Genomic DNA, 23,721 nt, shown 5'->3' on the forward strand with positions numbered 1-23,721 from the left:
CTTTATGTGAAGAGAAAGGCATCGCGTTTTATTTTGTATTTTTGGTTTTTGCTCGTTGTTCTAATTTGCTTTTTGGGCTTTGATCAGCTACATCTGATGCAAGTCCTTGTGGATTAACGCTACTACTTTGTCCACGATTGCGATTGTTATTTCCTTTTGCCATCTTAAATCACTCCTATTCTTCTTTAGCTTTTTGTTGATATGCCCTATGATACCGCTCCATCTTCTTGCTTTTTTCATGGGCGGATTTTGGATCGAAGCTAATTTGATTGACCGAGCTCTTTTGAGCTCCTTTGTTTACGTGGTTTGTCATTATATTCACCTCGCTTTAAAATTTAGTATGGACACTATGGACAGAAAAACACGTCAGAAAAGAAAAAAACCTTTACGGTATGTAAAGGGATGAAGTTACTGTTTATGAAGAGAACGCTCTTTATTATCTAAGCGTCTGTGTGGTAAATGCCATTTGTAATGAATAGAGATCATACGGAAGCAAACAATCAAAATGAATAAAATGTACAAAGACCAATCGCTAACAACGATTTTGGCGCCAATTAAAAATCCTGCTAAAATCGTCCAAAATGCATATACTTCTGCGCGAAGAACGAGAGGTTTGCGGCGTGCTAATAAATCACGAATGATACCGCCGCCAATCCCTGTTAAAACAGATGCGACGATTGTGGCGCTAATAGGTAAATTGAGCTTTTGTGCATAAAGTGCTCCTTGAACAGCGAATGCCGATAAGCCAATGGCATCTGTAATGTTTTCCCATCGTTTCCAATGTGTAATTAATTTATTTGGAAATAGAAAAATAATTGTCATTGACAAAAGTGCAATTTGAAATAACATGTCTTGTTGCCAAAAAGCACCGATTGGATAACCGATCAATAAGTTACGAAGGGCACCTCCCCCAAATGCGGTTGCCATTCCTAAGATATATACCCCAAAAATATCGTAATCTTCTTCCATTGCGACAATAGCTCCGCTAAGTGCGAAGGCAATTGTACCAATGATACTAAAAATCTCCCATGCCATGAATTTTCTCCCCCGCTAACTAGATGAAATGTGCTTCCTCTGCTATTATATTAGAAGGTTTAATTTTCGAAAAGGATGAGTGAACATATTTGATGGAAGAAAAAGAAAAAGTCATATTAGTTGGCTGTCAATTGCCGCAAGATGATGATGAACGGTTTATGCATTCCATGAAAGAGCTTGCGTCGCTCGCGAAGACAGCCCGTGCGGAGGTTTTGGTATCTACAACGCAAAAACGTCCTGAATTTCATCCTGCTACTTACATAGGTAAGGGGAAATTAGAAGAACTTGCGGCGCTGACAGAAGAATTAGAACCGGCTGTTATTATATTTAATAATGAGTTAACACCGAGTCAAATTCGCAATTTATCCTCTTTTTTAGATGCAAGAGTGATTGATCGTACGCAATTGATATTGGATATTTTTGCTCAGCGTGCGAAATCAAGAGAAGGTAAGCTTCAAGTGGAATTAGCTCAATTGCAATATACAATGCCACGCCTTATGGGGCAAGGATTAGCGCTATCACGTCTTGGAGGTGGAATTGGTACGAGAGGTCCTGGTGAAACGAAGTTAGAAACAGATCGTCGTCACATTCGTTCCCGGATTGATGAAATTAAGAAACAGCTAGAGGTTGTTGTGGAGCACCGGAAAAGATATCGTGAGCGTAGAAAGGATAATCAAGTATTTCAAGTTGCGTTAATTGGTTATACAAATGCTGGGAAATCGACATTGTTTAACAGATTAACAGAAGCGGATACGTTTGAAGAAAATTTGCTATTTGCGACGTTAGATCCAACGACAAGAAAGATGCAATTACCGTGTGGTTACACGGTGCTATTAACTGATACGGTGGGTTTTATTCAAGATTTGCCAACGTCATTGGTTGCTGCGTTTCGCTCTACATTGGAAGAAGCAGGTGAAGCCGATGTGATTTTACACGTCGTTGATTCTGCAGATCCGAATTATGTGGGGCATGAACAGACGGTAAAACAATTACTACAGGATCTTGAAATTGATCATATTCCAATTATTACGGTTTACAATAAGAAGGATAAATTACATCAGAATTTTATTCCGTTTCCAAAAAGTGATTTTCTTATGACAAGTGCTTTTGAGGAAGTGGATTTATTAAGACTGAAAGAATCGGTAGAAACGAAGATGATGGAAGAGATGGAATCGTATAAGGCTATGATTCCTCCGAGCGAAGGTAAATTACTAGCGCTTTTAAAAACAGAAACTGTATTAACTGGGATGGAATTTAAAGAAAATGAATTCTTCTATGAGTGTACAGGTTATATATTTGGTCATTCCCCGCTGAATGGGCAATTAAAGAGATTTTTAGTGGAAAAAGGAGAAGAGAATAACAATGTTTGATCGTTTGAAAAATGGAGGGAGAATCGCTCCTATTGTAAAAGAAGTAGAAGAACAAATTACAGGTGTACATAAACGCATTGATGCAGTAATTGAAAGTAATCAATTCCGTGTATTAGAAAGTTTTCGTGATCATAAAATTAGTGATTCTCACTTTATCCCAACGACAGGATATGGTTATGATGATATTGGCCGTGATACGTTAGAGAAAGTTTATGCTGATGTATTTGGAGCAGAAGCGGGTCTTGTTCGTCCGCAAATTATTTCAGGTACACATGCGATTTCAACAGCTTTGTTTGGTATTTTACGCCCTAGTGATGAGCTATTATATATAACTGGGAAACCATATGACACGTTAGAAGAGATTGTCGGTGTGCGAGGTAAAGGTGTTGGCTCTTTTAAAGAATATAACATTGGCTATAATGCTGTACCGTTAACGACAGAAGGTCGTGTTGATTTTAAAGCTGTGGAAGCTGCGATCCATGAAAATACGAAAATGATTGGCATTCAGCGTTCAAAAGGATATGCGACTCGTCCATCATTTACAATTGCAGAAATTAAAGAGATGATCTCTTTTGTAAAAGAAATTAAGCCAGATGTTGTTGTATTTGTAGATAACTGCTACGGAGAATTTATTGAGGAGTTAGAGCCGTGCCATGTTGGTGCGGATTTAATGGCAGGATCCCTTATTAAAAATCCAGGTGGTGGAATTGTGAAAACAGGTGGTTACATTGTTGGGAAAGAGCAATATGTAGAAGCTTGTGCGTATCGTTTAACGTCTCCAGGAATTGGAGCAGAAGCGGGTGCGTCTTTATATAGCTTACAAGAAATGTATCAAGGTTTCTTTTTAGCTCCTCATGTTGCTGGCCAAGCGTTAAAAGGAGCGGTCTTTACAGCTGCATTTTTAGAGAAGTTAGGAATGAATACATCACCAACATGGAATGCTGCAAGAACAGATTTGATTCAGTCTGTTCAATTTGATGACAAAGAGCGTATGATTGCATTTTGCCAAGCAATTCAATATGCATCTCCAATTAATTCTCACTTTACACCGTATCCAAACTATATGCCAGGTTATGAAGATGATGTTATTATGGCTGCAGGTACGTTTATTCAAGGTGCAAGCATTGAATTGTCAGCAGATGGTCCAATTCGTCCTCCGTATGTTGCTTATGTACAAGGTGGGTTAACTTATTCTCACGTGAAGATTGCGATTTGTTCCGCGATCGATGCGTTAATTGAAAAACAACTATTAACAATTTCGTAAGAGGGAGCTGTCGATTTCGACAGCTTTTTTGTATAGAAGAAGGGATTTGTACCATGTTAAAAAAGAATGAAAAAATTTATAAAAAATCATGTAAGAAAAGCTAACATCTGTTGACATCAAACATAACATGGTATAAAATGAGAAACAGTTAAGGCGAAGGAGGAACTGAAACAATGAAAGAAGATAGACGTTCTGCCCCGCTGTTTCCTATTGGTATTGTAATGGATTTAACACAATTATCTGCTCGGCAAATTCGCTACTATGAAGAGCACAATTTAATTTTCCCAACCCGTACAAAGGGAAATCGTAGATTGTTTTCATTTAACGATGTAGATAAGTTGTTAGAAATTAAAGATTTGTTAGATCAAGGCTTAAATATGGCTGGTATTAAACAAGTATTGCAAATGAAAGAAAATCAAACAGAAGCAGTGAAAGTAAAAGAAGAATCGAAAGAAATTTCAAAATCTGAGCTTCGTAAAATTCTTCGAGATGAACTGCAACATACAGGCAGATTCAATCGAACTTCATTACGACAAGGTGATATTTCAAGGTTTTTTCACTAGAGATAACTGATTCTGAAGGTGTTTAGAGGGACTAAGGAGGAATTTATAATGGCAAAGTACACTAGAGAAGATATTTTCCGTTTAGCGAAAGAAGAGAATGTAAAGTATATCCGTCTACAATTTACGGATCTTTTAGGGATTATTAAAAACGTAGAGATTCCAGTTAGTCAGTTAACGAAAGCTTTAGATAATAAAATGATGTTTGATGGATCTTCAATTGAAGGATTTGTTCGTATTGAAGAGTCTGATATGTACTTATATCCAGACTTAGATACTTGGGTAGTATTCCCTTGGACTGCTGAAAAAGGTAAAGTAGCTCGTCTAATCTGTGACATCTACAATGCTGATGGTACTCCGTTTGAAGGTGACCCACGTAACAATTTAAAGCGTATGTTAAAAGAAATGGAAGCATTAGGATTTACTGAATTCAACCTTGGACCAGAACCAGAGTTCTTCTTATTCAAAGTTGATGAAAAAGGAAATCCAACATTAGAACTAAATGATAATGGTGGATACTTCGACCTTGCGCCGATGGATTTAGGGGAAAACTGTCGTCGTGATATCGTTCTTGAACTTGAAGAAATGGGCTTCGAAATTGAAGCATCTCACCATGAAGTTGCACCAGGGCAACATGAAATTGACTTTAAATATGCGAATGCGATTCGTTCATGTGATGACATTCAAACATTTAAACTTGTTGTAAAGACGATTGCTCGTAAACACGGTTTACATGCAACATTTATGCCAAAACCATTATTCGGAGTGAACGGTTCTGGTATGCACTGTAACTTATCGCTATTCAAAAATGGAGAAAACGTATTCTACGATCAAAATGGTGACTTACAATTAAGTGACGATGCTCGTCACTTTATCGCAGGTATTTTAAAACACGCACCAGCATTTACAGCGGTAGCAAACCCAACTGTAAACTCTTACAAACGTCTAGTACCTGGATATGAGGCACCTTGTTACGTAGCATGGTCTGCACAAAACCGTAGTCCATTAGTGCGTATTCCAGCATCTCGCGGCGTAAGTACACGTGTAGAAGTACGCAGTGTTGACCCAGCAGCAAACCCATATTTAGTAATGGCGACATTATTAGCAGCAGGCCTTGACGGAATTAAAAATAAATTAACTCCGTCAGCTGCAGTAGATCGTAACATCTATGTTATGACAAAAGAAGAGCGTGAAGAAGCGGGTATCGTTGACTTACCAGCAACATTAGCGCAAGCATTAGTTACATTACAATCTGACGAAATCGTATGCGGCGCATTAGGTGAGCATTTACTTGAGCACTTTATCGAAGCGAAAGAGATTGAGTGGGATATGTTCCGCACGCAAGTTCACCAATGGGAACGCGATCAATATATGACTCTTTACTAAGAGTCTCAAACCCTTGACACATAATGTGTCAAGGGTTTTTTCTGTTTGGTCGTGTTACATATGTCCCATCAAGGAAACTATCTTTGTCTCGCTTTTTTCCATATTAACTTCTTGCCCCATATAAGCATTATATTTAGTTTCTTCATTCTCAATGATTTTAGGAGTAATATGAGAATAAATATCGGCTGTGATTTCAATGCTGTTATGACCTAATCGTTCAACGCCAGCTTTTAATAAAGGTACGGTATAGGAACGTCCAAGACCATGAATACTTAATGAATGTAATTTTGTTGTTTTAGAATGCGATCTAGTGTATTTTTAAATGTTGATTTAGTGAGAGGGTTTTCTGTTAATGTAAAAACAATTTTCTTTTCTTAAGACTGCAAATATTGTTGAATTTGGCTAATACATAAATTTCTCATCTGTGCACTGGAGTACGTATTGTAATTTTTATACCAGTCTAATGTATGATCTATAGTCTGTTGAAGGGACCATTTTGGTTCCCAATTGAGCTTGAAATTTGCTTTACTTATATCGAGGTTTAGGGATGTTGCCTCATGAAATTCTTCTAGATGTACATTTGATGATGTCCAATTCCCACATCCCCAAGTCTTTATTATATCAGTAACAAGTTCTTTTACTGAGACAATATTATTTAGTTTTGGACCAAAGTTCCATGCACCAGAAAAAAGAATACCGTCTGTTAAAATTTTTTCTGTTAGAAGCAAATATCCACTTAAGGGTTCGAGTACATGTTGCCAAGGTCTTATTGCATTAGTGTTTCTAATAACAATTTCACGATTTGATTCTAGTGCTCGTATACAATCAGGAATAATCCTGTCTATTGACCAATCTCCGCCGCCAATTACATTGCCAGCTCGGACACTTGCGATTATTTTTTTATGATGCTCATATTTTTTTTCTGGAAAGTAAGAGTTACGGTAGGAAGAAATTAAAAGTTCACAGCATCCTTTGCTAGAGCTATAGAGGTCATATCCGCCCATTGGATCATTTTCGCGATATCCCCAAACCCATTCACTGTTCTCATAACATTTGTCACTTGTAACTATAATTCCTACTTTAGTTGATTCATGTAAACGAATTGCTTCCAATATATTCATTGTTCCCATAACATTTATATCATACGTATTTTTAGGATAATCATAGGAATATTTAACAAGTGGTTGTGCAGCTAAATGAAATACAATCTCAGGCTTATATTCTTTGAAAATTTTATTTAATTTATTAAAGTCTCTAATATCCCCACGAATATCAATTATATCGTTTTGGAGATTTGTTATTATAAAATTATCTTTTTTATTTTTCGGATTTAAAGAATATCCAAGTACAGTCGCACCTAATTCTTTTAACCATATGGATAGCCAAGAGCCTTTAAAGCCGGTGTGACCTGTAATTAAAACCTTTTTTCCATGAAACACATTATTAAAGTTATTATTTAACAATTGATTCACACCTTAGAAATATATTTTCATGCATCCAGATATAAATGTGCATTATGTTTATACCAATTAACAGTTTTAATAATACCTTCTTCAATATTTATGCGCGGCTCCCAGGAGAGCATACTTTTGATTTTATTAATATTCGGTTTAGAAATCCATCTTTCATTAGTTCTATAGGATAATGCACCATAATTGGGTCTTTTATCTGTCTGCAAGTGTTTAAAGAGTAATTCCACATAATGTTTTAAAGGGTGAATTTCACCACTTCCAATATTAAAAATCTCATTTTGTATAGAATTATTTTCAATGGTTAACATACAAGCATCTATAATGTTATCTATATAGCAGTAATCTCTTAATTGATTACATAAGGTTAAATCTACATTTCTATTCTGTAATACCTGTAAAATAATATAACTAAAAATTTTATGTGGTTCTTCACCTTCTCCAAATATTCCAAAGGGTCTTAAGGTTATAAGGTTTGCATTATTGTCAGCAGCAATTTGATGAGCGAGTATAGTGGCTGCTGCTTTGCTACTTCCGTAAATATCTACTGGTGTTAGTGCCATATCTTCCTGAATAGATTCTGATTTATTTCCATATTCAGAACTGCTTCCAATATTAATAATCTTTTTGCAATCTATAGACTTTGTTGCTTGAATAATATTAATTGTACCTACAACATTCGTCTCAATGGCATTCATGTAATCTGTATTAGTTGAATTTACCCCATATGCAGCAAGGTGAAAAATATAGTCTGGACGGATTTTTTTTATAATATTTTGAACTTTTATTTTATCGCGTATATCTACTTCATACAGTTTGATACTTTTTAATACTTCTTTAAGACGCCAAGGATTCGATGATTTTCTTGCCAAAATAACGACCTTTGCTTGTAATTTTAATAATCTTCGTACTAAATGAGAACCAATAAATCCGTATCCACCAGTGACAAGAAATGTTTTATTTTCGAAATGATCAATCATATTCATATAATTTCATTCGTCTCCTTAAAAAATAATTTTTAGGTAAAGGGAATAAGGAATTCTAATTAGAAGTTTTATAGAAATCAGGAAATAATACTATTTATATAAAAAGAGAGAATGGATTTTATCTGAAATGCGGGGAAGAGTATTGAAAATAGTTTTTTACTGAGGACTTATCTAATTGTCCAGCAAATAAAGGAGTAAGAGAAAAAATATTATGAAGAACGCGACATGTATTTCTTATTTTTTTGATATAAGGGATATATATATATTCTAAAATTGATTGATCAATTTCTACATTTTCTTGTTTCCATAAATCAAATTCGTTTGTATTAAAAATTTGCATACTCCCAAAATGGAAAGTGATTAATTCATCTTGATCTATAAAAATCTTGTTTTCTGCTTTTGTTATAGGAGAATGATTATTTAAAATTAGATTCCAAGGTGCAGTGTTAATACCCTTGTGAGTCAGGATTTTGATATTAGAAAATATATCAGGGATGTGATTTAAATATTTTTGATCTCCCCATCTATTCATCTCGATATCATATACATCATTGCAATATTCTAGGCACTTATCTTTCCACCATGTTAAAATATCTTTACTGTTTTGATCATTTTTAAACCCTATTAGACCCGCCTGATACATACCGTGTACATTTTCCAGTTCAGCAGTGCCTCTCTGTGGACAAAGAAATACAGAATACTTCCACCATTCATCTAGAATTATATTAGGTTTTGCAAAGAAATACATATCTGCATCACAGTATATAATGTGATCAACTTCAGAATAATTATTAAGAATATGGAGGCACAGAGGAGCTTTTAATGTCCAACAGTATTCCTGTAAACTTCTTTCATTTTTTATACTTAAGAGTTCATGATTTTCTAGGTCTTTCACATGAACTAGTATAGCATGCTTCAATTTTAGATTTGTGAGAATTTGATAAGTTAAATTATCCATACAACAGATCCATACAGTAAAATTAGGACAATGATTTTCAAGTGAATAATAACAAGTTAGACCTTGAATTAAACGTTTTTGACTTATAATCATTGAATAATTCATAAAATGATTTGATTGATTTATTTTTCTTCTTAATTGTGAATCTTTATATAAAGTTTGCGCCTCATTTATATCTTTACCACTTAATAGTCGCTTTGTTTTTTTACCTAATTTTTCTGTTAATTTTTTGAGGGTAAACTGAATTTGTTCTAAATAGGGGGTATAGATATGGTGTAATATATTATTTGGTATTGAGATTTCATCTAAAGACCAAAGATCAAAATCCTTTTCGTTGAAAATGCTAATACACGCAAAATGATATACAATTAGTCTATCTGTTTCGATGTATACCTCATCTTGTTTTTTATCAATTTTATAATTGTTATTATAAATACAATTCCAAGGTGCAGCATTTATACCTAGATTTCTTGAGATTTTTACTTTTGGAAAATAAATGGGGATAAAATCTAAATATTTTTGATCACCAAATCTTCCATTATCAGGGATAGCGCTACACCAATCTAAGCATTTTTCTTTCCACCATCGTACGCTTTTTAATCCGTAGAAATCGTTTTTAAATCCAATTAATCCAGCTTGGTATTTTCCATATTTTTCTTCCACCCAGTCACGGTCTCTTTGTGGACAAAGAAAAATAGAATTGTCGCCCCATTCTTCAAATATCGCGTTAGGGTCAGAGAAGAAATATAAATCACCATCACAATAAAGAACAGATGGCAAATCATAATTTACCAATAAATACTCAATAAGTACGGACTTTAAAGTCCAACAATATTCATTGACTGCCCTTTTTCTTTTAATATCTTTCAAACTTGCGTCCTCTATATCATGTGCCTGTAAGAGATTTACATTATTCAAGTTCATTTCTTTCAATATTGAATACGCGAATGAATCTACACAACAAATCCATAATGTGAATTTTTGTGAATTTTGTATTAGAGATTGTCGTAAGGCAATTATTTTTAAGACGTATTCTGTTCCAACTATGGCACAAAAATGATTTCCAGATTGGAACTGTTTATTATAAAATAGAGGTTTTATTTTTTTAATTTTAGATTTTTTTAAGTAATTAACAGCTGGAGCATCTGAAGTATCTGGAGATAACGGAACATCTTTTTCTACTGTAGAGGGAGTATAAGGGCGCGGTAAACTTTGCATTCTATCGCTAAAATTCAATGTTTATTCATTCCTTTCAATTAATTTTGTTAGGGTTCCAGCTTTCATTTGCATCTTTAAGATCTTTAGGTGTATCAACACTAATCCAAAAATCATTGTACTCATAAACTGAAAGTTCATTGTTTTTTATTAAATTAAGTAGGGGTTCCTCTTCAAGCATACAATCATTATCATTTAAATAATTGAATATTTCTTTATTAAATACAAAAAAACCACCATTTATTACAGCATCAAGTAGAGGCTTTTCCTTAAAGTCTATAGCAATCCCATTTTCGACCTGTAATAAACCATATTGACTACTTTTTTTAATGCCAGTTAATGTTGCAGTTTTCCCTTTATCTTTATGAAATTTTATAAGTTCATTAATATTTATATTTGCTAATCCGTCACCATAAGTTAATAAAAATATCTCATCCTGTATATGCTTTTCAAGTTTTTTTAATCTGGTTCCGGTCATTGTTTCAATTCCTGTATCTATAAATTTTATATTCCACTTTTCTGGTTCTTCGAGCAACTGGTACTGATTATTTTTTAAATCTAAATTAAAATCATGTTCCTTCCATGTATAGTCCATGAAATATTCTTTAATTTTTTCACCTCTATATCCTAATGGTAAGATGAATTCATAATGTCCAAATCTTCTATACCAATTCATTATATGCCAAATGAGAGGTTTTCCTTGAACTTGAACTAATGGTTTAGGAATATTTTCTAAAATCCCCTGCATCCTTAATCCTTTTCCACCACATAAAATTATGACTTTCACAATATCTTTCCTGCCCTTCTGTTTATATAACTAATTTAAACTATGTCGCACATATTAACTTGTATCCACGTATGTACGGGTATTTATAAAAAAAATAAAATGAAGGGTTAACAATAAGAAGTTGATTCCTTTAGGGAAGGTACGGAAGGCATAATATTTACTTTAAACTACTTAATTATTCTTATTACTGAATAGTCAGTAAATAGGGAGCTAATAGGTATTAATTTTGATTTTAAACATATAAATTTATAAAGTTTATTTTGATGGACAAGGAGGGAGTAGAGTGAACAGGGTAGGAAAAGCTGATTTTGTTTCAGGGTTTGTACCTAATCATAATCATGGGTCTGTCGATTATACATCTGTCGATGCGGGACATGTACATCAATGTTTAGATGTAACTTCTCCACCAATTCAAACGCAGGATGGAGGGCATATACACTATACAGAAGGATATGTAGTATTTGAAGATGGACATACTCATTACTATAAGGCGCACTCGGGGCCAGCTATTCCAGTTGGAAATGGGATGCATGTTCATTATTATGATTTTTATACAACGGAAGATAATGGACATAAACATCGGATTAGGGGAGTGGACCAGCCTGCTCCAGGTAATAAATAGGTAAAGGAAGCTCACATGTTAGTTAAGTGTGGGCTTTTTCATTTTATAGATGAATCTTTGGTTATAGTGAATGTTACCAATTCATATACATAATGTAGCCTTGATACTTTTAAGGGCGTTAGGGGGGAGTTTAGTGAGTAATGGGAAACAACAATCTATTCCCGGTCATTTTGTTATGGATACACAGCGGGCTATGTTACTTCCGCCGGAATTGAAAGCCGCGCCTTCTGAATCGTTAACAGAACAATTATTTATCGAAAGGTCCTTAACTGAAAATCGGTTTTGGTTACGAATTATGAAGGAACATGCGCTGTTTCTTAGTGAAGGATTTAATCGGAAAGATAAAAATCTAATTCAACAAGTAGATCAGTTCTTTCAACTTTTTGATCGGCATTTACAAAAAGCATTCTCTATTCCTCAAACTGTTCAAGCAGTCAGGCAATTAAATGAAGAAAGTATTCAGTTAGTTTATGCATTTCGAAATTATAAAAGAAATCTTTTAATTTTAATTATTAATTGTAAGGTAAGTGGTTTCAACTTTCCATTATTAGTAGATCATATTGCGCGAGAAGCGGAATATTTTATAAGAACGCTTCAGAAGTTTAATGAAGGAAAAATGGATCCAATTCAAGATGCGATAATTAGTGAAAATGTGTTTTGGCTAAGAATTATGATGGAACACTCTCGTTTTATTGCTTCTTTGCTTGATCAATCAGAGCGAAATTTAGTTCATACTGCTTCAAAATTTGGTGATGATTTTGAAGTTCTTCTTGGTCAAGCGAGAGATGTTGAATCAATGCTGTATCAGAAACAACCAACGTATCCAATTATAGGTAAAATGAATAAAGATAGTGAAAATGCCACAGTTGAATTGAGGAATTTCAAAAAAGCTGGATTAGAGCTCATCCAAACATGTCAAATTAAAAGTGTAATTAATCCATTATTAGCCGATCATGTTGTAAGGGAAGCCGAGCATTTCTTATTTATGATTCATGTGTTGGAAGAAAGGTTGAAACAAAAGCAAATGCAACAATCGATGGAATGAGTGCTTTTTTATTATGCAACAATTCATGTCATTTTCATCATGAAAAGGTCGGTAATTTCTATGCTAAGGAATTATCGGCCTTTTCTGTATGCTTACCTTTCTTCATAAATATAGACTGTACGAAAGTGGATGGTCCATCTTTATCACGTATCAAGTGTCACACAATATACAAAAATTAACTAATTACACTGTGATAATATTAGTAATGTAATAATATGAATTTAGCACGTAACGGAGATGATAAAATATGACGACCTGGTTTATAGTTATGTTAATTCTTTTCGGGGGTTTTAAAATAGTGGTGGCAAGTATTCCAACCTCTGTTGTGGAGTCTTTTATCAGTAGATTTGAACTGCATCCGCAACTAAATAATGAGGCTGTTACCGTAACTATTGATGGAAAGTGCTTAGACGGTGAAGAAAAAATTCAAATTGTTGATTATTTTAACGAAGCGATATTTTTAGAGAAATATTATTTTCCTCCACAAGGCAGTGGAACTACATTAGTCATCGATACTAAGAGGGGAAAAATCGATGTTAGGTTTTCTGTGTACAGTTACGATGATCACGTTGATGTAGTCAAGCAGTACAAGAAGAAAGTAGTCGCATATAGTTTGCGTTCCAAAAGCCTGCAAAATCGTTCGCTGATGGTAACGGGAAATTTAGCTTAAAGAGATTGTCAAAGAGACAATCTTTTTTACGTATTATAAATACTAATAGGTTAATTTTAAAATGATATTACAAATGAAACGTTAAAAATTAATATTCCTGAAACAGCATATTTAGACGAAGAATTAGAAATATACCCTGCTGTAGTTGTATTATGGTATAACAATCTATAAAAGATATGGTTTATCACGTTTTTCCTGTATGTAGGGAAGGAGAAATCATGATTTTTTTAATTAATTGAGTGTAAAGTGCTTTATTAAATAGACAACAGTACCTTGCAATAAACAATAGTAAATGGTATATTATGGGTAACGTAAGTACCTTGCATTGATTAGTACTGATTGGAAAGGAGGATTGTCTTTGAACGTCCAGTTTAAAAAAGGTGTGCTAGAACTGTGTGTACTGGCACTTGTCAAACGAAAAGATTGCTACGGTTATGAACTCGTTCAGCAAATCTCCAATAAATTTTTAATATCGGAAGGGTCAGTATACCCGTTATTACGTCGTTTAACAAAAGAGGGTTATTTTCAAACGTATTTAAAAGAATCAACAGAAGGACCACCGCGTAAATATTATCAATTAACAAATCAAGGAGAAGAGCAACTCCATTTACTTGTAACGGAGTGGCGTGATTTTGCTAAAGGGGTACAAGAAATTATTGAAGAGGTGTAATGATATGAATAAAGAACAGTTTCTTCGAGAATTATCCGGACATCTTAGAAAGTTACCAGAAGAAGAAAGGCGAGATATTTTATACGATTATGAGGAGCATTTTCGGTTTGGGCAAGAGGAAGGAAAAACAGAATTAGAAATTATAAAAGGGTTAGGCTCGCCGAAATCAATTGCGAAAGAGATGTTGGCTTTATATCGTTTTGATGAAATGAAAAAAGATCCGTCTGCTTCGAATATAACAAGAGCGGTGATGGCAGCAATTGGCCTTAGTTTATTAAACTTTATTATTGTATTAGGCCCTTTAATTGCAATTGTAAGTTTTATATTTGCGCTTTGGGTTGGAGGGGTTACTTCAGTTGTGGCTCCGTTATTTGTAGTAATTAAAATACTAACTGGTACTTTTTTATGGCTTGATATATTTGTTTCTATTACGTTCGTTGGAGTAGGTTTATTGTTATGTATAGTTGCTTACTACTGTACAAAATGGTTTAAAAACTTTTGTGTAAGCTATATAAATTGGAATCTCAAAATGATTAAAGGGGAGTAACTGAGATGAAAAAAATATTGTTAGTAGCTGTCGCTTTTATCATTATTGGCGTTATTGGTATATCACAAACATATACAAAAGCAGTAGATGCGGCGGAAAGTGGAGATAAAGAAAAGGTTATTAAAAATGAAGCAATTAAAAATTTAGAAATTGATTTGGATGCTGGGGATGTTACGGTTCAAAGAGGAAATGATTCTTCTTTTTATATAAAACAATCAGGGAATATTGCAAAACAAAAAGTGAGTATTGATGAACAAGGAGATACATTAAAGATTCAAGGGAGGATAAAAAAAGGACTTTCATTCGATTTTTCATTTTTATCTTTCGGATTTAAAACAACAGGAGTAACAATTGTTGTTCCAGAACGTTCCTATCAAGAAATAAAAGTGAGTTCTTCTGCGGGTGAGATAACAGTAAGTGATGTGAAAGGTGAACGTGTAGATGCATCGACGCTTGGTGGGGATGTAGAAATAGAGCGAGTGACAGCGAAGAAGGTAGAAGGATCTTCAAAAGCGGGCGAAGTTAAAATGAAAAAAGTAAGTGGTAAAGTTGTAGCAAAAACCAAAAGTGGAGAGGTAGATGTTATTGATCACGACTCCAAATATGATTTGGAAGCAAGTTCCACTGCAGGAGACGTTGACATTCGCTTGCTCGAAAAGCCTCAAGATGCGACTATAAGTGGGAAAACATTTGCAGGTGAAGTGAGAATTTTTAAGGAAGAAGAGAGGGATGTAACACTAGGAAATGGTAGTGTGAAAATTAGCGGACAAACCTCCGCAGGAGACGTGACAATTGAAGCGAATTAAAAAATAGACCAGTCTTGGTATTACCCCCTTTAAGTAGACAGTGTAAAAAGACCATGTACATACATGGGTGTTACACTATTACTTGGAGGGGATTTTTCGTGGTTAAAAAAGGTACAACATTCAATACGTATTCAGATGGATTAAAACTATCAGCTGTTCAAAGTTATTTAAATGGAGAAGGCAGTTATCAAGCTATAGCTAAGCAATATAATATCAGGAGCTCTACACAACTTAAGGATTGGGTGAAAAAATATAAAGAATTGGGTGATATTACAGATACTCGTGGAAAAAATAGCGGAACTCAAGGTATTCCTAATCCTCTAAAAGGAAAACGTGTCCATTTTAACAGTGTGGAGGAAGAGAGAGACTACTACAAGGCACAGGTTGCATATTTAAAAAAGCGTTATCCAAATCTGTAAATGGAGGTGCACTGAGGCACAAGGAGCGATATCGTATCATTGAATCGTTAAAAATGAAATATCCGATCACTTGGCTTACTAAATTCGCAGGTGTACATCGAGCGGGTTATTATAAATGGATCCGTGCGAAAACAGCTAAAAATGTACGATCAGAAGCGGATCAACAATTAAAAAAAGTGATACAATCTATCCACCTGAAGTACAAACAATACGGCTATCCACGTATGAAAATAGCTTTACAGGAGGAAGGTTTCTTTGTAAATCATAAAAAGGTTTATCGATTAATGAGTGAGCTCAACATTCAATCTATTATTCGTAAGAAGCGACGCTTCTTTAAAGGGAATTATTCGAATACTTTTCCGAATGTTTTAAACCGTGAATTTAAAAATCGAAAACAAAATGAAGCGCTCGTTACAGATATTACGTATTTACGAATCCAAGATGGATTTCGCTATCTTTCTGTCGTGCAAGACATTTATAATAATGAAATTGTTTCTTGGAAAATCTCTAGACGCAATGACAATGAACTCGTATTAGATACGCTTGAAAATTTGGTACAAAAAAGAGATGTGCGTGGAACCATTCTTCATTCAGATCAAGGGTTCCAGTACACATCTCATGTCTACAACAAACGACTTTCAGATTTGGGTATCATCGGCAGCCACTCTCGCAAAGGAAACTGCCATGATAATGCCTGCATCGAGTCATTTTTCTCCCATTTTAAATCGGAGATGTTGTATTTACACCATTTTAAAACAGAAGAAGAAGTAGTACAAGCAATTGAGGAATATATCTACTTCTATAACTATAAACGATTCCAAAAACGACTCAACCACCGAGCTCCGATAGAATATCGAATCTTGATGGCTGCTTAGTCTTTTTTATAGCTGTCTACTTGACAGGGCTAACACCATCTTGCTGGTCTATTTTTTAATGTAAGTCACGATATACACCGATTACTTTTCCGATAACAGAAACTTTATCTAAAATTATTGGATCTAAAGAAGAGTTTTCGGGTTGCAGGCGGAAATGATCTTTTTCTTTGTAAAAACGTTTCACAGTTGCTTCATTATCTTCTGTTAAAGCAACGACAATCTCGCCATTGTATGCGGAATGTTGCTGACGAACAACAACTAAGTCTCCATCGAAGATACCAGCTTCAATCATACTGTCTCCCGAGATTCGTAACATAAATACCTGATCTGCTCCAGCAACAATGCTTGCAGGAAGTGGGAAGTGTTCCTCTACACTTTCAACTGCTGTAATTGGTAAACCAGCTGTAACTTTTCCTACAATTGGGACTTGAACAACTGATTGTGTTTCTGTTTCAATTCTCACTTCTCCTAAAATTTCAATGGCTCTTGGTTTTGTTGGATCACGTCGAATATAACCTTTTTCTTCTAGACGTGATAAATGTCCGTGCACAGTAGAACTAGAAGCAAGGCCAACCGCTTGACCGATTTCACGTACGGAAGGTGGATAACCTTTTTCCTGTACTTTTAGCTTAATGAAGTCGAGAATGTCTTGCTGGCGTTTTGTTAACTTTTCCATGTTTTTTAACACCTCGTTTTCTTTCAATTTTCTTACTTATAAGTATAACATGCGAAAAAACATTCTACAAACATAAGTTCGAACAAAAGGACGATTTGTGATACACTAAAGGAAAAATCGAAATGGGGAAGAAGGTTTTAAAATGAATGCAATCATTTATGCCCGCGTAAGCACAACGAAAGAAGCGCAAGAAACTTCATTATCACGCCAAAAAGATGAATTATTGCATTTAGCTAAGCGGTATCAAATGAATGTTATAAAGGTAATTGAGGAGAAGGCAAGCGGCTATACGATTGAACGGGACGGTATATTAGAAGTACTAGACATGATTCGAGATGAAGAGATTGATGTGCTACTCATTCAAGATGAAACACGGCTTGGAAGAGGAAATGCAAAGATTGCCTTAATGCATTGTTTACATAAAGAAGGGATAAAAGTATATACACATACACATAATGGTGAATTACAGCTTTCTGATTCAGATTCTATGGTACTAGATATCATCGGTATTGTTGAAGAGTATCAGAGAAAGATTCATAATTTGAAGATTAAACGTGGAATGCAGCGAGCGGTAGAAAGGGGATTTCGTCCAGAAAAAAATTTAAAAAATCGTCATTTAAGTACAGGACGTGAGAAGAAAGAAGTACCGATTGAAGAAATTGTACGTCTTCGTCGTAATGAATTAACATTTGAAGAAATTGCTGCAACGCTTCGTGGTTTTGGACATGATGTATCCAAAGCAACTGTACATCGCAGGTATGTTGAATATACGAAGCAATTGCTTGAAAAACAAGACTAACTATTGTATGATAATAATCAGTTTTAAGTAGAAAGGGGATTCGAGATGCTAAGTCACGAACTCATTGAACGCATTAATTTCTTAGCGAAAAAAGCAAAAGCTGAAGGATTAACTGAAGAAGAACAACGTGAGCGCCAATCGCTCCGTGAACAATATTTAAAAGGATTTCGTCAAAATATGTTAAACGAATTAAAGGGCATTAAAGTCGTTAACGAAGAAGGTAAAGATATCACACCGGCGAAATTAAAAGCATTAAAAAAACAAGATAATGCAAAGTTAAATTAAAAGATGGGCGAAGCCCATCTTTTTTGATTTTAATAGAAAGATTTATTATTTGATAACTTTCCAATTACGATTGGTTGTCGCTTCAATTGTCCCTCGCTCTAAAATATAATTTGCAATAAGCTCAGACATATCGATTGGTATATCTTTTATGATAGGCTTATTTTGATACATAAAGTAATTTCCTCCACCACTTGCGCGATAATTATTCATAACTACGTCATATTCTTGCTCAAGGTGAATGGGAGATCCGTCATATTGTAGGGAAACTACTCTTTCACCAACGGGTTTTGAAATATTTAATATGTATGAAATTCCTTCCCACATATCGTAATTATAATGCTGTGGTTTTGGCTCGATATAAGCAGGGTTTACAATAATATTCCCATCTGTATGTAACGTGAAATATTCAGCAGATAGCTCAAGTGCTTCTTTTATATCTTTTCCTGTAATTCGTATGACCTTTAATGTATTTGGATAAATATAATTTGAAACAATATCTCTCATTGTAATATGTTTTGGAAAGCCAGAAGACTCATTATGAAACAGGCTTGTACAAGAAATATGGACTCCAGCTACCTCCATCTGTACTTTATTTATAAATTCGATAAAGGGATGGTCTTGTAAACGTGTTTGCATTGCATCATAAATCAACATATCTCCTACAATGATACCGATAGGCTGGTCTAACCATTCTTGTGTTTGTTTTTCATAAGTCGACACGAGTGCAAGGACCGTTTCATCTGCTGGAATGCCTTGGACAGATAAAAGTTCCGAATGGCATTCCTTAATAATCCAGCGACTTTTATTTTGCTGTAGTTCCACATGAACTTTCCCTAATGAATGACCATTACATCCGGTTTGCAAAACTGTCACACCATTTACTTCTGTATTAGAAATATAGCGGTGTTGGTGTCCAGTTAATAATATATCGATTCCTTCTATTTCTTGACACATTGCATATCCTTGATTTTCTCCTGTTAAAATTTCAGTTGGTTCTCCGGTTTGTAGATCACGTTCAAAGCCGCCATGATATGCTACGATTAGTAAATGTGGTTGCTCCTGTTCACGAATGTAGGAAATCCATTTTTTTGTTGCCCCTAGTGCATTTTCAAATGTTAAATCTTTAATATGATGTGGTTGTTCCCAATTCGGAATGTAATGTGTTGTTACTCCTAAAATGGCAACTTTTATATCGGGATATATATGTTTGATTATATATGGTGTCCCAAAATATGGTTTCTTTGTATCTTTATCTAAAATATTAGCGGCTAGATAGGGTGTATTGGCATTTGTGACAGCTTGATTTAATACGTCCATCCCGTAGTTAAATTCGTGATTTCCAATAATCGCTGCATCATAATCAATATAATTGGCAATAATGGACATTGGATTTTTTTCGTGTTGCATATATTTAGTGTAGTAATAGGTGAATGGAGTTCCTTGTATGAAATCACCGTTATCAATTACAATTACATGTTCGTGCTGGGTACGCTCTTGTGTGATACGTGTTGCAAGTTTGGCTAATCCTAATTCTGCTGTTTCGTTATTTCGATAATGAATTGGATAAACCGTACCGTGTATATCGCTCGTTAGTAGAATTTTTATATGAACAATGTTCTTCTTATTCAAGCTTATCAACCTTCTTTTTTTGTTATTTTATGATAAATCATAACAGATAATCTAGGTTTATTTTTGTTGATATTTATATGAGGAAAGTTTGAGGGAATGTTAATATTCTATGAGGTGATGGGATGTTTCATTTTTATAAGAATTTGTTCTTATGTAGCGTTATAATTACACCTTGATCAAAGTACAGTATGCTAAACGTACCAATGGAGAGAATAAACATGACCACATCTGGGATGTATTTATAAGGCGATTTTGATTTTACTGAAAGATAAATAGAAATAATTGTAGTAAGAGGAAAACAACTATAAAGTTGTATGAAGCTACTTGTTCACTCATTATTCCTCCACTCTCAGCTTTTTTATTTGATATTTACGATGAAAATCAATATATATTTATTTCTATTATATACATTGTGAATTAATGGTAAATGGAGGAGGGTATGGTAGATGATTAAAAAGAATATTTGCTAAAAGTTTTTAGTGGTTATGCATGAAAACACAGATAATTCCTTTTATTATTAATAAATAAACAATAAAAAAGTATGACAGATTGAATACCCATACATTCGAGAAATCACAGTTTTTTTTATAAAAAATCGAAAAAACATCAACATATTTGTCGATACATGTTGTATAATCTTGCGTGGGAAGCTATCATATAAATGTGTAAAACGTTTACTAATATAAGCGAAGGGAAGAATAGCATGTCACATTCAATCGAACAACTTTCTATCAACACGATTCGCACATTATCCATCGATGCGATTGAAAAAGCAAACTCTGGTCACCCAGGAATGCCAATGGGTGCAGCACCAATGGCTTATACATTATGGACGCAATTTATGAAACATAATCCAAATAACCCAACGTGGTTTAACCGCGATCGTTTCGTATTATCTGCAGGTCATGGTTCAATGTTATTATACAGCCTACTTCATCTATCTGGTTACGACGTAACAATGGATGATTTAAAGAACTTCCGTCAATGGGGAAGTAAAACTCCAGGACATCCTGAGTATGGTCATACAGCAGGCGTAGATGCAACTACTGGTCCACTTGGACAAGGTATTTCAACAGCTGTTGGTATGGCAATGGCTGAAAGACATTTAGCGGCGAAGTATAACCGTGATGCGTACAATGTAGTTGACCATTATACATACGCAATTTGCGGTGATGGCGATTTAATGGAAGGCGTTTCTGCTGAAGCATCTTCATTAGCTGCACATTTAGGATTAGGTCGACTTGTTGTGTTATACGATTCTAACGATATTTCATTAGACGGCGATTTAAATCGTTCATTCTCTGAAAGTGTAGAAGATCGTTATAAAGCATACGGTTGGCAAGTAATCCGTGTTGAGGATGGAAACGATGTAGAAGCAATTGCGAAAGCAATTGAGGAAGCAAAAGCTGACGAAAAACGCCCAACGCTAATCGAAGTAAGAACAACAATTGGTTTTGGTTCTCCAAACAAATCAGGGAAATCTGCTTCACACGGTTCTCCACTTGGAGTAGACGAAACAAAATTAACAAAAGAAGCATATGCTTGGACAACTGAGCAAGACTTCCATGTACCAGAAGAAGTATATGATAACTTCCGTAAAACAGTACAAGATGCTGGTGAGACAGCACAAGCTGAATGGAACACAATGCTTGGTGAATATGCACAAGCATATCCAGAATTAGCAAATGAATTACAAGCAGCAATGAAAGGTCTTCTTCCAGAAGGTTGGGATAAAAACTTACCAACTTATGAATTAGGATCAAAAACAGCAACTCGTTCTTCTTCAGGTGCTGTAATTAACGCGATTGCTGAAGCTGTACCATCATTCTTTGGTGGATCTGCAGACCTTGCTGGTTCTAACAAAACATACATGAATAACGAAAAAGACTTCACAAGAGCTGACTACAGCGGTAAAAATATTTGGTACGGTGTACGTGAATTTGCAATGGGTGCAGCAATGAACGGTATCGCACTTCATGGCGGTTTAAAAACTTACGGTGGTACGTTCTTCGTATTCTCCGATTACTTACGCCCAGCAATCCGTCTTGCAGCATTAATGCAATTGCCTGTAACATATGTGTTTACACATGACAGTATCGCTGTTGGTGAAGATGGTCCAACACATGAACCAATCGAGCAATTAGCGGCGCTTCGTGCAATGCCAAACGTATCTGTTATCCGTCCTGCTGATGGAAACGAGTCTGTTGCAGCTTGGAAATTAGCTTTAGAATCTACAAATAAACCAACTGCATTAATCTTAACTCGTCAAGATCTTCCAACATTAGAAGGTGCAAAAGACGATACGTATGAAAAAGTAGCAAAAGGTGCATATGTAATTTCTGCAAGCAAGAAAGAAACTGCAGATGCAATCTTACTTGCGACTGGTTCTGAAGTAAGCTTAGCGATTGAAGCACAAAAAACATTAGCAGCAGATGGCATTGATGCAGCTGTTGTTAGCATGCCATCTATGGATCGCTTTGAAGCACAATCTGCTGAATACAAAGAATCTATATTACCAAAAGCAGTAACGAAACGTTTCGCAATCGAAATGGGTGCTACTTTCGGATGGCATCGTTATGTTGGTCTTGAAGGAGATGTACTAGGTATCGATACATTCGGTGCTTCTGCTCCTGGTGAAAAGATTATGGAAGAGTATGGATTCACTGTAGAAAATGTTGTTCGTAAAGTAAAAGAAATGCTTTAATGATTTGTGAAAAATCTCTCCGGCATGGAGAGATTTTTCTATGTAAATGAGCTTATTCGACAGAAAAAGTTTTTTCTTTCTCCGCAGTCAGACAATCATTGCATATTTTCTTTTATATAATGTAGAGAAAAAGGTTGTCCAGAGCGGGAGGGAAAGTATGAAAACGTATGAATTGTATTTAATTCAAGAAGATATTGCGAAGGCATACTTTGGTCGGGAGTATTTGTTTTTTGATTTATTTGCTCGATTTTCAGAATCTGGTTCCCTTTCGGAAAAGAAAGTGTTATATAAACAGATGATGTATATTACGATGCCATTACAAGTAATGAAAATTCACCATAAATTAGAACAGGTTTTACGTTGCTTTGGAAAATATGATAGAACACATCATACACACATGCTTTATACTGGGGCAGAATACGGCGAAATAACGGTGAAATCACAATATATTCAAATGAGTACATCTGGAAATGTATCGATGGAAACAACTTTCTTTGAAGTGCTCAGGAAATGTGAATTGACATTTTTAGCAATGGATTATGACAATAAAAAGTATGGTTGGCTAAATCCTCTGAAACAAGCACGAACATATGTGTAAAAAATGTCGAATACAATCTTGTCTTATTGAAAAGGTTTTAGTACACTGTAAGGTAGACAACATGAAGGAGGAAAATATATGTCAATTTGGGTAGTTGTTCTAGTGGGCGTATTAGCACTAGTAGCAGGCGTGGCGTTAGGATTTTTCATCGCCCGCAAATATATGATGAATTACTTGCAGAAAAATCCACCAATCAATGAACAAATGTTAAAAATGATGATGATGCAAATGGGACAAAAACCATCCCAAAAGAAAATCAATCAAATGATGAGCGCAATGAACAAACAACAAATGAAATAAGCGCTAAAGGGACACTCGACAAGAGTGTCCTTTCCTTTTGGAAAAC

25 protein-coding genes are annotated in these 23,721 nt (G+C 34.9%); 16 read left to right on the forward strand and 9 right to left on the reverse strand.

Annotated elements, in window-relative coordinates; all coding sequences use genetic code 11:
- Positions 1 to 28: 28 nt before the first annotated feature.
- The 3 genes from Y7E_RS34740 to Y7E_RS0111335 all read right to left on the reverse strand — a co-directional run bounded on the left by Y7E_RS34740 (position 29) and on the right by Y7E_RS0111335 (position 1,035).
- Entirely contained in the window at positions 29 to 163 is a 135-nt protein-coding gene (locus Y7E_RS34740) for a hypothetical protein (RefSeq protein WP_017151369.1), read from the reverse strand.
- A gap of 12 nt (positions 164 to 175) precedes the next feature.
- Positions 176 to 313, reverse strand: a complete 138-nt coding sequence (locus Y7E_RS33615) for a hypothetical protein (RefSeq protein ID WP_003208046.1) — start codon at positions 311 to 313, stop codon at positions 176 to 178.
- A gap of 95 nt (positions 314 to 408) precedes the next feature.
- Complete coding sequence (locus Y7E_RS0111335) at positions 409 to 1,035, reverse strand: trimeric intracellular cation channel family protein (RefSeq protein WP_017151370.1); 627 nt, start codon at positions 1,033 to 1,035, stop codon at positions 409 to 411.
- A 92-nt stretch (positions 1,036 to 1,127) separates the two neighbouring features.
- Here Y7E_RS0111335 and hflX point away from each other — a divergent pair, with 92 nt between their 5' ends.
- From hflX to glnA, 4 genes are all read left to right on the forward strand, one after another.
- Positions 1,128 to 2,405, forward strand: a complete 1,278-nt coding sequence (gene hflX, locus Y7E_RS0111340; RefSeq protein WP_017151371.1) for a GTPase HflX — start codon at positions 1,128 to 1,130, stop codon at positions 2,403 to 2,405.
- Positions 2,398 to 3,669, forward strand: a complete 1,272-nt coding sequence (locus Y7E_RS0111345; RefSeq protein ID WP_017151372.1) for a methionine gamma-lyase family protein — start codon at positions 2,398 to 2,400, stop codon at positions 3,667 to 3,669. The genes hflX and Y7E_RS0111345 overlap by 8 nt, the downstream gene beginning before the upstream one ends.
- A gap of 173 nt (positions 3,670 to 3,842) precedes the next feature.
- On the forward strand, positions 3,843 to 4,232 hold the full coding sequence (gene glnR / locus Y7E_RS0111350) for a transcriptional repressor GlnR (protein ID WP_017151373.1): 390 nt from the start codon (positions 3,843 to 3,845) through the stop codon (positions 4,230 to 4,232).
- A 48-nt stretch (positions 4,233 to 4,280) separates the two neighbouring features.
- Positions 4,281 to 5,615, forward strand: coding sequence for a type I glutamate--ammonia ligase (glnA, locus tag Y7E_RS0111355; protein ID WP_017151374.1), 1,335 nt, complete (start codon positions 4,281 to 4,283; stop codon positions 5,613 to 5,615).
- 374 nt (positions 5,616 to 5,989) lie between these two features.
- Here the strand turns inward: glnA and rfbG are convergent, their stop codons facing one another.
- The 4 genes from rfbG to Y7E_RS0111375 all read right to left on the reverse strand — a co-directional run bounded on the left by rfbG (position 5,990) and on the right by Y7E_RS0111375 (position 11,030).
- The gene (rfbG, locus tag Y7E_RS0111360) at positions 5,990 to 7,078 is read right to left on the reverse strand and encodes a CDP-glucose 4,6-dehydratase (RefSeq protein ID WP_017151375.1); all 1,089 of its coding nucleotides are present in this window, start codon (positions 7,076 to 7,078) and stop codon (positions 5,990 to 5,992) included.
- 26 nt (positions 7,079 to 7,104) lie between these two features.
- Positions 7,105 to 8,064 (reverse strand): NAD-dependent epimerase/dehydratase family protein, encoded by a 960-nt coding sequence (locus Y7E_RS0111365; protein ID WP_026049180.1) that lies wholly within the window; start codon positions 8,062 to 8,064, stop codon positions 7,105 to 7,107.
- 124 nt (positions 8,065 to 8,188) lie between these two features.
- On the reverse strand, positions 8,189 to 10,246 hold the full coding sequence (locus Y7E_RS0111370) for a glycosyl transferase (RefSeq protein ID WP_422666712.1): 2,058 nt from the start codon (positions 10,244 to 10,246) through the stop codon (positions 8,189 to 8,191).
- Positions 10,247 to 10,280: 34 nt separating this feature from the next.
- Entirely contained in the window at positions 10,281 to 11,030 is a 750-nt protein-coding gene (locus Y7E_RS0111375; protein ID WP_017151378.1) for a sugar phosphate nucleotidyltransferase, read from the reverse strand.
- A 283-nt stretch (positions 11,031 to 11,313) separates the two neighbouring features.
- Between Y7E_RS0111375 and Y7E_RS0111380 the strand changes: the two genes are divergently transcribed.
- From Y7E_RS0111380 to Y7E_RS33215, 7 genes are all read left to right on the forward strand, one after another.
- Positions 11,314 to 11,652: a YmaF family protein gene (locus Y7E_RS0111380; protein WP_017151379.1), complete on the forward strand. Its 339-nt coding sequence runs from the start codon at positions 11,314 to 11,316 to the stop codon at positions 11,650 to 11,652.
- 175 nt (positions 11,653 to 11,827) lie between these two features.
- Entirely contained in the window at positions 11,828 to 12,697 is an 870-nt protein-coding gene (locus tag Y7E_RS0111385) for a DUF2935 domain-containing protein (RefSeq protein WP_051128661.1), read from the forward strand.
- Between the two features lie 247 nt (positions 12,698 to 12,944).
- Positions 12,945 to 13,367, forward strand: coding sequence for a YfmQ family protein (locus tag Y7E_RS0111390; RefSeq protein WP_017151381.1), 423 nt, complete (start codon positions 12,945 to 12,947; stop codon positions 13,365 to 13,367).
- A gap of 358 nt (positions 13,368 to 13,725) precedes the next feature.
- Positions 13,726 to 14,037, forward strand: coding sequence for a PadR family transcriptional regulator (locus Y7E_RS0111395; RefSeq protein ID WP_017151382.1), 312 nt, complete (start codon positions 13,726 to 13,728; stop codon positions 14,035 to 14,037).
- Between the two features lie 4 nt (positions 14,038 to 14,041).
- Complete coding sequence (locus Y7E_RS0111400) at positions 14,042 to 14,584, forward strand: DUF1700 domain-containing protein (protein WP_017151383.1); 543 nt, start codon at positions 14,042 to 14,044, stop codon at positions 14,582 to 14,584.
- Between the two features lie 5 nt (positions 14,585 to 14,589).
- A complete protein-coding gene (locus Y7E_RS0111405; RefSeq protein WP_017151384.1) occupies positions 14,590 to 15,390 on the forward strand; it encodes a DUF4097 family beta strand repeat-containing protein in 801 nt (266 codons plus the stop codon).
- A 98-nt stretch (positions 15,391 to 15,488) separates the two neighbouring features.
- Positions 15,489 to 16,684 (forward strand): IS3 family transposase gene (locus tag Y7E_RS33215; protein ID WP_154652025.1). Its coding sequence is split into 2 segments (ribosomal slippage): positions 15,489 to 15,795 and positions 15,795 to 16,684, totalling 1,197 coding nucleotides; the frame shifts between segments, so codons are not numbered across the junction.
- Between the two features lie 55 nt (positions 16,685 to 16,739).
- Here the strand turns inward: Y7E_RS33215 and lexA are convergent.
- Complete coding sequence (lexA, locus tag Y7E_RS0111420; RefSeq protein WP_017151386.1) at positions 16,740 to 17,360, reverse strand: transcriptional repressor LexA; 621 nt, start codon at positions 17,358 to 17,360, stop codon at positions 16,740 to 16,742.
- Between the two features lie 142 nt (positions 17,361 to 17,502).
- On the opposite strand from lexA, the gene Y7E_RS0111425 reads away from it, so the two are divergent.
- Together Y7E_RS0111425 and Y7E_RS0111430 are read left to right on the forward strand one after the other, a co-directional pair.
- A complete protein-coding gene (locus Y7E_RS0111425) occupies positions 17,503 to 18,159 on the forward strand; it encodes a YneB family resolvase-like protein (protein WP_017151387.1) in 657 nt (218 codons plus the stop codon).
- Positions 18,160 to 18,204: 45 nt separating this feature from the next.
- A complete protein-coding gene (locus Y7E_RS0111430) occupies positions 18,205 to 18,444 on the forward strand; it encodes a DUF896 domain-containing protein (protein WP_017151388.1) in 240 nt (79 codons plus the stop codon).
- A gap of 45 nt (positions 18,445 to 18,489) precedes the next feature.
- Here Y7E_RS0111430 and Y7E_RS0111435 read toward each other — a convergent pair whose 3' ends face one another.
- Positions 18,490 to 20,073: a bifunctional metallophosphatase/5'-nucleotidase gene (locus Y7E_RS0111435; protein WP_017151389.1), complete on the reverse strand. Its 1,584-nt coding sequence runs from the start codon at positions 20,071 to 20,073 to the stop codon at positions 18,490 to 18,492.
- 703 nt (positions 20,074 to 20,776) lie between these two features.
- On the opposite strand from Y7E_RS0111435, the gene tkt reads away from it, so the two are divergent.
- The 3 genes from tkt (at position 20,777) to Y7E_RS0111450 (ending at position 23,675) form a co-directional block, all read left to right on the forward strand.
- Positions 20,777 to 22,777, forward strand: coding sequence for a transketolase (gene tkt / locus Y7E_RS0111440; RefSeq protein ID WP_017151390.1), 2,001 nt, complete (start codon positions 20,777 to 20,779; stop codon positions 22,775 to 22,777).
- 157 nt (positions 22,778 to 22,934) lie between these two features.
- Positions 22,935 to 23,375 (forward strand): sporulation inhibitor of replication protein SirA, encoded by a 441-nt coding sequence (sirA, locus tag Y7E_RS0111445; protein WP_017151391.1) that lies wholly within the window; start codon positions 22,935 to 22,937, stop codon positions 23,373 to 23,375.
- A gap of 78 nt (positions 23,376 to 23,453) precedes the next feature.
- Positions 23,454 to 23,675: a YneF family protein gene (locus tag Y7E_RS0111450; RefSeq protein ID WP_003199214.1), complete on the forward strand. Its 222-nt coding sequence runs from the start codon at positions 23,454 to 23,456 to the stop codon at positions 23,673 to 23,675.
- Positions 23,676 to 23,721 lie beyond the last annotated feature (46 nt).

The sequence above is a fragment of the Bacillus bingmayongensis genome (genome assembly GCF_000299035.1).
Classification (GTDB): Bacteria; Bacillota; Bacilli; order Bacillales; family Bacillaceae_G; genus Bacillus_A; species Bacillus_A bingmayongensis.